Below are 12,409 nucleotides of genomic sequence, written 5' to 3'. Positions count from 1 at the left end.
TTTACTGTAAGTCAACAGCTCCCTTTTTTCATCGTAACGGGTCGATGTGATAAAAGTCAAAATTTTTCGACAATAATTTGTCACATTTAAACGGGAATGTTTTGAAGTCAAGAATTGTGGTAAACATCATATTAGTATCAATTCCAAATCGAAGGAGTGGACAGATTCATGGCAAAAACATATCAAGTCGACCCGGCACACAGTTCGATTACATTTACGGTCAAGCATATGATGATTTCGAAAGTAAGAGGGGAGTTCAAAGATTTTCACGTCGAGGCGAACGGGCAACCGGACGATCTCGCGAACGCGAGCGTGAAGGTGACCATCAAGGCGGCATCAATCGATACGAACAACAGTGACCGTGACAACCATTTACGGTCTGGAGACTTCTTCGATGTGGAGCAACATGAGGACATCGTGTTCGAGTCGACATCGTTCCGCTCAAAGGGTGGCGGTGAATTCGAATTGACCGGGAATTTAACGATTCGCGGGACGACCCGGGAAGAGACGTTCGAAGTCGAGTACGAGGGAAGCGCGAAAGACCCGTGGGGCAATATGAAACACGCTTTTACCGGGGACGGGTCAATCAACCGAGAAGATTACGGATTGACGTGGAACCAGGCGCTCGAAGCGGGTGGCGTTCTCGTCGATAAAAAAGTCAAATTTGATTTTGAGCTCCAGTTCACGGAGTCAGAGGCATAAAAAAAGTCGCTCTTGTGAGCGACTTTTTACTGTTCGTAGGCCAATTTCTTTTGCAAGCTCTCTTCACTGAACACCCAGCCAGTGAATGAAGACAACACTTCATTCGATTCTTCGTCGACGATGACGACGGCGACGAACGGATAAATATCTTTCGCGAAATAGCGCAAGTTCGTGAAGCGATACTCGATCATACCGTTGTGACGCGTGACCGTATACGTGTGAATCTTCGAGAATTCGAGGAACGATTGAAGATCCGCATTTTTACGGGCTTCCACGAAGTGAAGGTCATCTTCACCTGGCATCGGCTTGTCACGGAAACGACCGCATTCGATGACCGTTCCTTTTTTCACTTTGACGGCACCTAAACCGTTGCGGAATCGAACGGCGACATGCCAGTCATCCCAACCGATACCTGGCGAGATGAACAGTTCGTGTGCACCAGCGAAGTGACGGGCGACCGTGGCGAGGGCGCGGTTACGCAACTTGAATTGAATCGCATAATAGCTGATGAGGAGCGCAATGAGCAATGCAAAAATCGGGACAGTCGCCCCTGTGATAAGCCATAATACATATGCCCCATAGTAGGCAGAGAACAAATACGGATCAAACGTACCAATGACGCCCCAGCCAATCCATTTTTTCGAAAACGGTTGAAGGGCCTGCGTCCCGTAGGCGTTGAACAAGTCGACCGTAACGTGTAACAACACGGCGATTTGTGCCATGACCCATAATGAAGCGGGGTTGACGCCAAGCGCGAGTCCGATGACGGCGCTGACGATGATCGGCCAGGCGAGTAGTGCGGTTATTCCGTGTGAACGACCGCGGTGCTGGCGTAAATACGTGCTATTTCCTTTTAGTTTGAAGACCGTGTCAAAGTCCGGAGCATGTGAGCCGACGAGCGCCGTCGCTGTCATGGCTAGAAACATTTGTGCGTCGCCTGACACCTCCGGGCTGAGTGTCGCGATTGCACTTAAACCTAGTCCCATCCCAATGTGAGTAGCAGTATCCAATGTGCTTCAGCACCTCCATAAAAGTAGAAAAACCGCATATTTTAATCCACTACATCATACAATATTTTTAAAACGAGGGGAAACAAAATGCTCGATGTTGATAAATTGTTCACAAATTATAATATTCAAGAATTCAACACAAATTTAGTAACGTGGTTCAATCGCGAAAAGCGTGATTTGCCATGGCGTCACGGAAAAAATCCATATCGGGTCTGGGTGAGCGAAGTCATGCTCCAACAGACGCGCGTCGATACCGTTATCCCATACTATAACCGTTTCATGGAGCGGTTCCCGACGATTGAGGCATTGGCAGCGGCCGAACCCGATGAGGTCGTCAAATATTGGGAAGGACTCGGTTATTACTCACGGGTTCGAAACCTTCATCAAGCCGTCCGAGAAGTCGTTGCCGTGTACGACGGGATTGTCCCCGAGGAAAAAGAACGGTTCGAAAAACTGAAAGGTGTCGGACCGTATACGACTGGGGCGGTGTTATCGATTGCCTACAATCAGCCGGAACCGGCCGTCGATGGCAACGTCATGCGCGTCATGTCCCGTCAATTCGGGATTTATGACGACATCGCCGTCCCGAAAACGCGAAAACTGTTCGAGCAAGTCGTGCGCCGACTCATGGACCCGGCGCATGCCTCAGACTTTAACGAAGGCATCATGGAGCTCGGGGCGACGGTATGCACGCCGAAAAACCCGATGTGTTCGCTCTGTCCCGTTCAAAACGATTGTTATGCTTATACCCATAACGTTCAAGATGAACTCCCGGTCAAGACGAAAAAAGGGGCGGCTCGGATTGAGATGTATGATGCGCTCTACTGTCGCCAGGACGGCCGGACCGCATACGTGAAGCGCCCAGATGCCGGTCTTCTCGCTGGAATGTGGCAATATCCGCTTACAGACCGCGGAACGGGGGAACAGTTAAACGGAACCTATATTGGACAAGTGAAACATGTGTTTTCCCATATCGTCTGGTACATCGACTTATACGAGGTCGAGACGCTACCGGACGGCGAGTGGGCTTGGCTCGACGAAGAGGCACGCGACGTGGTGACGGTATCGGTCGCCCAACAAAAATTAGAGCAGATGGCAGGTGCGAAAGATGAGACAGTTTGACGTACGAACACCATTCGACACGTCTGTGGACACATTATGGACGTTGCTTCAAGACGCTTCGCTCTTATCAAAACTGACGTCCTTCCCGAAAGTGACGCTCGTTGGAGATGGGGCTTCGGTCGAGGGGAACGTCGTTCAGCTCCGTATCGGGGTTGGGCCGGTCTCTTTGCCTTGGAATAGCGCCATCACATTGGCTGGAGACCGTGCCTTTTGTGATCAAGGCGTAAAGTTGCCGTTTCCTTTCCGTCGTTTCAGTCACGTCCACCGCGTCGAACAAGTGGACGGGCAAGCCGTTATGGTCGATGAGGTCACGTTCGACAGTTACGTGCCGACTGTCCTCGTCGAGTACTTCGTGCTCCGGCCGATGTTCAAAGCGCGAGCCGAGGCATTCCAAAAAACACTAAATTCGTGAAAATAAGAGATTTCCTTTTTCATTGGTTCTGAAAGTCGCTATAATTAAATATGAGAATTGTATAGCATCATAGCGGAAAGGAGGAGCTTATGAGCTTATTTCCCAAAGCAGGTAGCAAGATCGAGATACAGAGCTACAAGCACAACGGAACTTTGCATCGCGTTTGGGAAGAAACGCTCGTCCTTCAGTCGTCAAAAACGGATATGATCGGATTCAATGACCGCATCATGGTCAGTGAGTCAGACGGCCGGCAATGGAGAACACGTGAGCCGGCAATTTGCTACTTTTCATCTGAGTTTTGGTTCAATGTCATCTGCATGATTCGCGAAGATGGGATTTACTACTACTGTAATCTAGGTTCGCCGACAACGTTCGATGGGGCAGAACGTGCCATCAAGTACATCGATTACGATTTGGACATCAAGGTGTTCCCGGATATGTCGTACACGATTTTAGATGAGGATGAATATGAGCGGCATCGTCGCGAGATGAATTATCCGAAAGCGATTGATCGAATCTTGAAACAGAACGTTCAAGAACTTATTAACTGGATTCGAGGACGGAAAGGGCCGTTCAACCCAACATTCGTCGATGAATGGTATCGCGAATACGAAGCACGTTACCGGAGATGATCGCTCATCTCCGCTTTTTTTCTTGAAGGAGGAACTAATGGGTAGTATTAAACGTTATTTACAGTTCGTTAAACCGTATAAGAAACAAATCGCGCTGACCATTTTCGTCGGGATTTTGAAATTTTCCATCCCACTCGGGTTGCCGCTCCTTTATAAATATGTCATCGATAACTATTTGACAGACCCGGAACCGGCGAGGGATTATACCGAGCTCGTCTGGCTGTTCAGCATCGTCTTCTTCGTCTTCCTCGTCTTGAAGCCGCCGATTGAATACTTGCGCCAATATTTGGCGCAATGGGCAGCGACGCGGATTTTGTTCGACGTCCGGAACCGATTGTTCGACCACGTCCAAAAACTATCGCTCCGCTATTATTCGAACAATAAGACGGGACAGATTATCTCGCGCATCATCAACGATGTCGAACAGACGAAAGACTTCGTCATCACCGGCCTGATGAACATTTGGCTCGATATGGTCACGATTTTAATCGCGATCGCCATCATGTACACGATCAATCCGCAATTGACGCTCATCGCCATCTTGCCGCTCCCGTTCTACGCCATCGCCGTCCGCTACTTCTACGGAAGATTGCGCCGGCTTACGCGGGAACGCTCGGCCGCTCTTGCGGACCTTCAAGGTCATTTGACCGAACGCGTCAACGGGATGGCCGTCATCCGCAGCTTCGCCCTCGAACCGTATGAGAACAAGGCGTTCGAAGAACAGAACGGTGGCTTCTTGAAGGCCGCGCTCCGTCATACAGGGTGGAACGCGAAGACGTACGTCGTCGTCTCGACGATCACGGACATCGCCCCGATCTTAATCTTCACATCGGCTTCTTGGCTCGTCCTGCAAGGGGATGTCTCGCTAGGGACACTCGTCGCCTTCATCGCGTATATCGATCGTCTCTACGCACCGCTCGGCCGTCTCGTCAACTCGGCGACGACGCTCACGCAGTCGGTCGCTTCGATGGACCGGGTCTTCGAGTTCCTCGATGAGCCGTATGACATCGAAGAAAAATCGAGTGCGTTCGTTCCCGTGAAAACGGCAGGCGACATCGAACTCGATCAGGTCAGCTTTGCGTACGAGAAAGACGGTACCCGCGCCCTCCGTGACGTCAACCTGCATATTCGCTCTGGAGAGCGGGTTGCGTTCGTTGGCATGTCCGGTGGCGGAAAGTCGACGCTCGTCAGCTTGATTCCCCGGTTTTACGACGTCACGTCGGGTAGCATCAAAATTGATGGCACCGACGTCCGTGATTTCAAATTGCGGGCGCTGCGCGATCAAATCGGGATGGTCATGCAAGATTCGGTTCTGTTCAGTGAATCGGTCGCGATGAACATCCGGATGGGGAATCCGGAAGCGAGTGACGAAGATGTGATCGCCGCCGCGAAAGCAGCGAACGCACATGAGTTCATCTCGAACTTGCAGGATGGCTACAATACGCCGGTCGGGGAAAAAGGTGTCAAACTGTCAGGCGGTCAGAAACAACGGCTTGCCATCGCCCGTGTCTTCTTGAAACATCCGCCAATCATCATTCTCGATGAAGCGACGAGTGCGCTGGACCTTGAGAGTGAGGCGATGATTCAGGATTCGCTCGCGCGTTTGACGAAAGGGAGAACGACGCTCATCGTCGCGCACCGATTGTCGACCATCACCGATGCCGATAAGATTGTCGTCGTCGATAACGGACAAATTATGGAGACCGGGACGCATGAAGAACTGATGCGTCGCCGCGGAGCCTATTACGATTTGTATATGATTCAAGATTTGGCAGTCGTCGAATGAGACGCGGCCTCGAGGAGACTCGGGGCCTTTTTTTGTTTTCCGTGACAGTGAGACGGGAATGAAGAAACGACATGCCAAAAGGGGGAGAGTCCAATGATGAACGGGGAAGGTTTAATCACAGTAAAACCGCTTAAGGACGCGCTCGAGCTGACGTGGTCAGTGGAGGGGAAGGTCCGGCTTACGCGGAACGGGAAGTATGTGTATGAAGGGACCGACCAGCACTATGTCGACCATGAGACGGCCGTCGGAGAGCAAGTCGCCTATCGTCTCACGGATGAGCAAGGGGAAGTGGCGAAAGTGTATACGGCCGCCGTCGACCCGAGCGATGATTTGTATTGGAATCGACATCTCACATCGGCCGTCGTCGCGTCGACCGGTACCCATCTCCAATGGGATCCGATTCCTGACGTCGAGACGTATGCGATCTATCGACAAGGACGACGAATCGCCGAGGTCGTCGGGAACGCCTATTTGGACGACACACCGCTACACGAACCGACGATGTATGAAGTTCGGGCGCTCCGCCCGGTGAAGCGGGACGCGAAACCGGGGACACGTCTCATTCACGCTGTCGGCAAAGCAATGTCACTCGCCAAAGAGCTGAAGACGGACACGCGGCGCGACAAAGAACTGTTCGTCATGTATTTTCTCGTCAGTCCGCTCCGTCCTGATTTGGAGACGGTCAATCAGATTCAGCTTCGCGTCCAGACGTTCATTCGTCCGCCGATGATTAAAAATCCGAACTTATTGTCGCCTCACCCTTATTTTGAAGGGGATGGACGACCATACAACGTTCATGCGAACGACTATCGGACGCGGACGGAAGTGAAAGTCGAAGGGATGCACGACATTCCGATCGTCTCTATCAAAAAAGATGCCGGAGTGACGCGCGGATACAACGCCCGTCATCAACTGACAGGAGAAGATGTCGCTTCGGTCGATCAAGTGTATCTTGACGATATCGATATTGACCGGGGGCGGACCGCATACCGCTTGCACCATTCGGTCGGCAATCCGCTCGTCATCGCGCCGGACATCAAGTACACGATTGTCGCACAATTGAAGGACACTGCCACGTTCAAACTGTCCGGTAGTCATACGCAATCGCCGCACCATGAAGTGTATCTTCAAGTCGGGGATGCCCCGTGGACGACGATTCACCGGGCCGATGACCTCGGTGTCAGTTTCATGGGCAATCCGATGCCGGAGTGCCATTGGACGTACTTGACGTGTATGGACTAAAAAAAACGTCGACTCATCGAGTCGGCGGTTTTGGTTGTTGATCGAGAAACCGGCTTCGTTCTTCCGGTGTCGGCAGTTTACACGTCTGTTTTTGTCCGAACCATTCGTAACGATGCTTGGCGATGACATCATAGCCGAAGTCGCGAATCGGTTTTGGGACGATTTTCACGAACCGGAGCCATCGCCACATCCCATCCAATCCTTCTGCAATCCGGATGGCCGCGTCGGATTTGATATAAGGCACGCCGTCACGAATCAAGACGATGCTGTCAACCGAGTCGCTGATGCGGTGACGTTCACGTAGCGTCTTCCCAGCGTCGCCTTGAAGCGAGGCAAAGTGGAAGTTCCCTGTTGTGTCCCGATTCAAGATGAATTGGACGCTGGCGTCGCAAAAATTACAGTCTCCATCAAACAATACAATGGCTGGCATTTGGTTCGCCCCCTTCACTCTTGCCTGTTTCCGTTCCGGAGTCAGTTCAAACGTCATGCGGCAAGCTGGCGCACCGATTCCATTTTATAGAGCGAGACGTAATAAAGATACGCCCCGAGCGCCCCGAACAAGAAGATGTAGCCGCTCATGAACACAGGTCCGATGAACGCCCCGACGACGATGCCGGCCGCGGCCACGAGTTTGGCCCCATGGAATGTGAGTCCCCCAAAAGCGAGATACGAGGCGCGACGCTCTGGGTCGAGCAGGTCGACTTGCTTCACTTGGCGGATTGGTGAGTATAGCAACTCGCCGACCGTGAAGACGACGGCCAAGACGGCGAGAATCAGAAATGAGTTCATCGATGTGATGGCCGCATACGCTGTGATATAGAGTGACAAGCCGATGAAGAATACGTATTTCTCCCGGTACCGTTTCACAAAGGCGGTGACGGCGAACGTGATGGCGACGACGAGCAATGTGTTCTCGAGCTGCATGAACGCCATCATCCGGACACCGTCGAACGGCACGCCGATAATCGCACGTTCTTGGAACGATTCGGCCAAATGAACGCCGATATAGTTTGCCATATGAAACTCTGTCGAGAAGACGAGCATGCTACCGAGCACGAAGAGCATCCAGCGTCGGTCATTCAAGGCAATCCGATAGTTTTGAATCACGCCGACGATCGGGTTGGCCGGCGTCGACCGGTTACCTTGATGTGAATCGACGAGATAGCGTTGCAAGACGACCGTTGTGATGGTCAATACGAGCGTCATACCGATAAATAAACCAAACCGGTAGTCGCGATAGAACGCACCGCCGAGCATGACACCGCCGGCGATCGCTAAATTGACGAGCCAATAATCATATACATAAATCGCTTTTCGATTCGATGGTTCCATCGAGTCGATCACAATCGCTTCGAGAGCCGGATAGTTCAAGCCGTTGGCGACGGCGTGACCGAAATACAAGATGGCTACGGCGAGTGCCCAGTTGTTCGATGGGTGAATCGCGACTGTCATTCCGATGAAGCAGAGAATTTGGACGAGTTGGCCAATCTGTAAGACGTGCTTGCGATTAAAGCGGTCGGAGAAGTACCCACCGAACAAGCCGGTGACATACCCGACGATGACGAATGACGTCATGATGATCCCGGCAGCGATTTTGCCGAGTTCTTCTGAAAAATATAAAGCCATGAATGGAAAGATGGCCGAGCCGACGATGCGGATGAAAAATCCACAGACGAGTCGAAATCGGACGTTAGTTGGGAAATCTTTGAATTTCATGTGAGCACCTCCTTGTCACTACTTTAAACGTGGACTACACTTGGTAAAAAGAGACAAATTATTTGGACATGTCCACTTTTAGGGGGAATGACATGAATGCAAAACTAGTGGCAATTTATCGCTATGCGTTACAGGCGGACAAAATGGACGTGACACTCCGGCAAGCCGTCGAGGTGGTCGGCTATAGTGAGAAACAAGTGAAGCGCGATATCAAGGCATGGGAGGCGATGGGATGGGTGACCTATCAAGCCGGCAAAGGGCGCGGCCATGAATCGATGCTTCGTTTTCAGTCGGACTTTGACGAGACGCTCCAGGCGTGGGTCGTAACCTCATTTTCTGAGGCTACGATGGCGCAGGCGGCCAAATGGTTGGAGTGGGATTGGCCACCCGCATTACGGGAACTGATCCAAGCGCGGATTTGGAACCGATTTGGTTTCGAACAGACGGAAGAAGACCGTTTTATTTTCCCGAGGACGCGGACACTCGAGTCACTTGATCCGCTTGATATCCACATCGCGATGGAGGCGTCGTTATCGCGTCACGTCTTCGACCGCCTGTTCGAATGGGACGGGACCACGGTTCAACCGTCGCTAGCCCATCATATGGAGGAGACGCCATTTGGATTTCGCTGTTACATCCGTAAAGGGATCACTTTCCACAACGGGATGACGTTAACGGGCAAAGACGTCGTCTACTCATTGAGCCGACTCTTGGCTCGCGGCAAACAAGTCTGGTTGTTCGCACCGATTGATCGGGTCGACTCGCCCGCACCGTATGTGGTCGACCTCTATACGAAAGCACATCGGGCCTACATCGAGCGCTTGCTTGCTCAAACACCGGCATCCGTTACGTATGAAGGAGCAGAAGGGATTGTTGGGACGGGGCCTTTCAAATTGGAGAAACAATCCGACGACGTCGTGCGTTTACGGGCGTTCGAGCGCGGGTTGCGCCCCCGTCCGTCATTGGACGTGGTTGAGTTTGTCACGTTCTCGGAAGCAGATCACGCCAAATGGAGCGCGCGGGACGATCATAGCGTCGTGAAATGGATTGCCGAGGCCGGGGCTCGTTATCTCATGTTCAACTTACAGCACTCCTGGCTGAAAGAGGATATGGCGACGCGACGCGCGATTCAACGGGCGATCGATAAACAAGCGGTCGTCGATTTGGGGGGAGAACGTCATCAAGTGGCCCACGGCTTCTTCCCGGAAACGAGTCGCCCGATTTCACTGGCCGAGCCAAGCGAGAGTTCTAAGCGTCCGCTTCGACTATTACACTTGCCGTTCGACGTGGCGACGGAAGACGCTGCGCTTGTCGCATCACAGTTGCGGGCTGCCGGTTTCACCGTCGAGACGGAGACGTATGCGCTCAGTTGTTTACTGCAAGAGGAGACACTTCGCCGAGCCGATTTGATTTTATGCGGGGAGATGATGAGCGAAGACTTGGATTTGGCGTTTCTCGCCTTTTTGACGAGTGAACTGTCGCTCGTCGGCAAGCTCGTCGCACATGAAACGGACCTCCGAACGATGATGGACCGCTACCGTCAAACCGATATGAGCGCTTGGCCGATGCTCCATCGGGAGGTGGAACGCTATTTGACGGAAGCGGCGCTCGTCATTCCGCTATACCATGTCGAGCGGGAGCGGAGCTTCCCGAGTTTTCTAGGCGACGTGCCGGTCGATATATTCGGACATCCACGCTACGACCAGTTGTGGATCCGACCTTCGGTGTAATCAAAAAGGAGATGCCGCGGCATCTCCTTTTACTTATAGTTGGGCGAAGGCGCGGTTTACCGCAACAATCGTCTCTTCGATATCTGTCTCGCTATGCTCAGTCGTCAAGAACCAAGCCTCATACTTAGAAGGGGCCAAATTGACACCGTTCTCGAGCATCAATTTGAAGAAGCGTCCGAACACTTCACCGTCCGACTTCTCGGCTCCCTCATAGTCGGTCACGACCTCGTCCGTGAAGTACACCGTAAGTGCGCCTTTTAGACGGTTCAATGTGATGGTCACGCCGTGTGTTTTAGCGGCTTCACGAATCCCGGCCTCGAGCTGGGCACCGAGCGCGTCAAGCTTTTCATACACACCCGGTTGCTCGAGTACTTCGAGGCAAGCAATCCCTGTTGCCATCGATGCCGGGTTACCGGCCATCGTTCCGGCCTGATAAGCTGGACCGAGCGGAGCGACCGTTTCCATAATTTCAGCTTTACCTCCATAGGCACCAATCGGCAAGCCTCCGCCGATGATTTTCCCGAGGGCGGTCATATCCGGCTCGATGCCATATACTTGCTGGGCACTGCCGTATGTGAAGCGGAACGCCGTGATCACTTCGTCGTAAATAACGAGGGCGCCATGTTCATGGGTGATGTCGTTGATGGCCTGGAGGAATCCAGGTTTCGGCTCGACGATGCCGAAGTTTCCGACAATCGGTTCGACGAGGACACAGGCGATTTGACTGCCCCATTCGCGCATCATGTCTCGGAACGCCTCGACGTCATTGAACGGCACGGTGATGACTTCTTTCGCCGTGGCCCGTGTGACGCCGGCCGAGTCTGGTGAGCCGAGCGTGGCCGGTCCGCTGCCTGCTGCGATGAGCATCAAGTCCGAGTGGCCATGATAGCAACCGCTGAATTTGACGACGAGTTCGCGTCCCGTGTAAGCACGGGCGACACGTACGGTCGTCATGACCGCCTCGGTCCCCGAGTTGGTGAAACGGACCTTATCCATTGACGGGATGGCCGCCTTTAGTTTTTTCGCGAACTCGACTTCAAGCGCATGCGGTGTCCCGTAAAGGAGTCCTTTAGACGAAGCCGCGATTAACGCTTTATGGATATGCGGATGGGCGTGGCCCGTGATAATCGGACCGTACGCCGCCAAATAGTCGATATAACGATTGCCGTCGACGTCATAAAAATAGGCGCCGTCTCCTCGTTCCATATAGACGGGTGCACCTCCGCCGACTGCCTTGAATGAGCGGGAAGGGCTGTTGACCCCGCCGACGATATGCGTCAAGGCATCGGTATACAAAACGTCTGAATTGTTGCGTGTAGATGGTGTTGCCATATGTATTGCCTCCTTTTAGAAATTCGCACTTATTGTATCACAGCCGTCAACCGCTTAAGCTCAACGTTTGACGACCGTTCCAGAAATCAGTACACTATTTATAAAGATTACTATGTAAGAAATAGGTTAATTACTACTAACACTTCAAATGAATTCTATAGAAGAAATGAGGGATTGACGTGGGAAGCGAAATGCTTGACCATGCTGTTCAGTCGCTCCGAGAACATGGAGTCAGAATGACGCCTCAGCGCCAGGCCATTTTGGAGTACCTCGTCACGGAGCACAGTCACCCGACAGCGGATGACATTTATAAGGCACTTTCGGCGAGATTTCCGAACATGAGTGTCGCTACCGTCTATAACAACTTGCGCGTCTTTAAAGAAGTCGGTCTCGTTCAAGAGATGAATTACGGAGACGCATCGAGCCGGTTTGATTTCGTGACGTCGCGTCACTACCACATCATCTGTGATGCGTGTGGGAAAGTCGTTGACTTCAACTACCCGGTCCTCGATGAAATCGAATCGGTCGCATCTCAATTGACTGGGTTCAAAGTCGACCGTCATCGTCTCGAAGTATACGGGACATGCCCGGCGTGCCAAGCTGAACAAGCGCATAAACATTAAAAAACATCCTCTGTAGACTGACCTAGCGAAATGAGACACTAATAAAAACACCTTGATTAGGCTGCCATCCCACCGTATTTTATCGGTGTGAGGTAGCCTAAT

At 52.2% G+C, this 12,409-nt stretch carries 12 protein-coding genes; 8 read left to right on the top strand and 4 right to left on the bottom strand.

Annotated features, from left to right (window positions below; translation table 11 throughout):
- Nucleotides 1–168 precede the first annotated feature (168 nt).
- Complete coding sequence (locus KNP67_RS11585; RefSeq protein WP_214756664.1) at nt 169–702, top strand: YceI family protein; 534 nt, start codon at nt 169–171, stop codon at nt 700–702.
- Between the two features lie 26 nt (nt 703–728).
- On the opposite strand, the gene KNP67_RS11580 is transcribed toward KNP67_RS11585, so the two are convergent.
- Nucleotides 729–1,712: a metal-dependent hydrolase gene (locus KNP67_RS11580; RefSeq protein WP_029596011.1), complete on the bottom strand. Its 984-nt coding sequence runs from the start codon at nt 1,710–1,712 to the stop codon at nt 729–731.
- A gap of 87 nt (nt 1,713–1,799) precedes the next feature.
- Here KNP67_RS11580 and mutY point away from each other — a divergent pair, with 87 nt between their 5' ends.
- The 5 genes from mutY to KNP67_RS11555 all read left to right on the top strand — a co-directional run bounded on the left by mutY (nt 1,800) and on the right by KNP67_RS11555 (nt 6,906).
- Entirely contained in the window at nt 1,800–2,834 is a 1,035-nt protein-coding gene (mutY, locus tag KNP67_RS11575; protein ID WP_029596010.1) for an A/G-specific adenine glycosylase, read from the top strand.
- A complete protein-coding gene (locus tag KNP67_RS11570; RefSeq protein ID WP_029596009.1) occupies nt 2,821–3,246 on the top strand; it encodes an SRPBCC family protein in 426 nt (141 codons plus the stop codon). Before mutY ends, KNP67_RS11570 begins: the two co-directional genes overlap by 14 nt.
- An 89-nt stretch (nt 3,247–3,335) precedes the next feature.
- A complete protein-coding gene (gene ntdP, locus KNP67_RS11565; protein ID WP_021067741.1) occupies nt 3,336–3,878 on the top strand; it encodes a nucleoside tri-diphosphate phosphatase in 543 nt (180 codons plus the stop codon).
- 37 nt (nt 3,879–3,915) lie between these two features.
- The gene (locus tag KNP67_RS11560; RefSeq protein ID WP_131472977.1) at nt 3,916–5,664 is read left to right on the top strand and encodes an ABC transporter ATP-binding protein; all 1,749 of its coding nucleotides are present in this window, start codon (nt 3,916–3,918) and stop codon (nt 5,662–5,664) included.
- A gap of 93 nt (nt 5,665–5,757) precedes the next feature.
- A complete protein-coding gene (locus tag KNP67_RS11555; RefSeq protein ID WP_021067739.1) occupies nt 5,758–6,906 on the top strand; it encodes a DUF3238 domain-containing protein in 1,149 nt (382 codons plus the stop codon).
- Between the two features lie 13 nt (nt 6,907–6,919).
- Here KNP67_RS11555 and KNP67_RS11550 read toward each other — a convergent pair whose 3' ends face one another.
- Together KNP67_RS11550 and KNP67_RS11545 are read right to left on the bottom strand one after the other, a co-directional pair.
- Nucleotides 6,920–7,336: a thiol-disulfide oxidoreductase DCC family protein gene (locus KNP67_RS11550; protein ID WP_214756663.1), complete on the bottom strand. Its 417-nt coding sequence runs from the start codon at nt 7,334–7,336 to the stop codon at nt 6,920–6,922.
- Nucleotides 7,337–7,389: 53 nt separating this feature from the next.
- Entirely contained in the window at nt 7,390–8,622 is a 1,233-nt protein-coding gene (locus KNP67_RS11545) for an MFS transporter (protein ID WP_214756662.1), read from the bottom strand.
- Between the two features lie 92 nt (nt 8,623–8,714).
- Between KNP67_RS11545 and KNP67_RS11540 the strand changes: the two genes are divergently transcribed.
- Nucleotides 8,715–10,352: an ABC transporter substrate-binding protein gene (locus KNP67_RS11540; RefSeq protein ID WP_165569469.1), complete on the top strand. Its 1,638-nt coding sequence runs from the start codon at nt 8,715–8,717 to the stop codon at nt 10,350–10,352.
- A 33-nt stretch (nt 10,353–10,385) separates the two neighbouring features.
- Here the strand turns inward: KNP67_RS11540 and KNP67_RS11535 are convergent, their stop codons facing one another.
- Nucleotides 10,386–11,684, bottom strand: a complete 1,299-nt coding sequence (locus KNP67_RS11535) for a glutamate-1-semialdehyde 2,1-aminomutase (protein ID WP_131472975.1) — start codon at nt 11,682–11,684, stop codon at nt 10,386–10,388.
- Between the two features lie 191 nt (nt 11,685–11,875).
- Between KNP67_RS11535 and perR the strand changes: the two genes are divergently transcribed.
- A complete protein-coding gene (gene perR / locus KNP67_RS11530) occupies nt 11,876–12,307 on the top strand; it encodes a peroxide-responsive transcriptional repressor PerR (RefSeq protein ID WP_029596002.1) in 432 nt (143 codons plus the stop codon).
- Nucleotides 12,308–12,409 lie beyond the last annotated feature (102 nt).

Origin of the sequence: Exiguobacterium sp. s157 (genome assembly GCF_018618205.1) — a bacterium.
Lineage (GTDB): Bacteria > Bacillota > Bacilli > Exiguobacteriales > Exiguobacteriaceae > Exiguobacterium > Exiguobacterium chiriqhucha.
The sequence above is the reverse complement of the archived record's forward strand: the minus strand, read 5'-3'. Positions and strand labels throughout refer to the sequence as shown.

What these genes read in the sequence shown, in the direction of transcription:
- KNP67_RS11555 (WP_021067739.1), top strand. Translation starts at nt 5,758, where the DNA reads ATGATGAACGGGGAAGGTTTAATCACAGTAAAACCGCTTAAGGACGCG.
- KNP67_RS11585 (WP_214756664.1), top strand. Translation starts at nt 169, where the DNA reads ATGGCAAAAACATATCAAGTCGACCCGGCACACAGTTCGATTACATTT.
- perR (WP_029596002.1), top strand. Translation starts at nt 11,876, where the DNA reads ATGCTTGACCATGCTGTTCAGTCGCTCCGAGAACATGGAGTCAGAATG.
- KNP67_RS11535 (WP_131472975.1), bottom strand. Translation starts at nt 11,684, where the DNA reads ATGGCAACACCATCTACACGCAACAATTCAGACGTTTTGTATACCGAT.
- KNP67_RS11545 (WP_214756662.1), bottom strand. Translation starts at nt 8,622, where the DNA reads ATGAAATTCAAAGATTTCCCAACTAACGTCCGATTTCGACTCGTCTGT.
- KNP67_RS11570 (WP_029596009.1), top strand. Translation starts at nt 2,821, where the DNA reads ATGAGACAGTTTGACGTACGAACACCATTCGACACGTCTGTGGACACA.
- KNP67_RS11540 (WP_165569469.1), top strand. Translation starts at nt 8,715, where the DNA reads ATGAATGCAAAACTAGTGGCAATTTATCGCTATGCGTTACAGGCGGAC.
- ntdP (WP_021067741.1), top strand. Translation starts at nt 3,336, where the DNA reads ATGAGCTTATTTCCCAAAGCAGGTAGCAAGATCGAGATACAGAGCTAC.
- mutY (WP_029596010.1), top strand. Translation starts at nt 1,800, where the DNA reads ATGCTCGATGTTGATAAATTGTTCACAAATTATAATATTCAAGAATTC.
- KNP67_RS11560 (WP_131472977.1), top strand. Translation starts at nt 3,916, where the DNA reads ATGGGTAGTATTAAACGTTATTTACAGTTCGTTAAACCGTATAAGAAA.
- KNP67_RS11550 (WP_214756663.1), bottom strand. Translation starts at nt 7,336, where the DNA reads ATGCCAGCCATTGTATTGTTTGATGGAGACTGTAATTTTTGCGACGCC.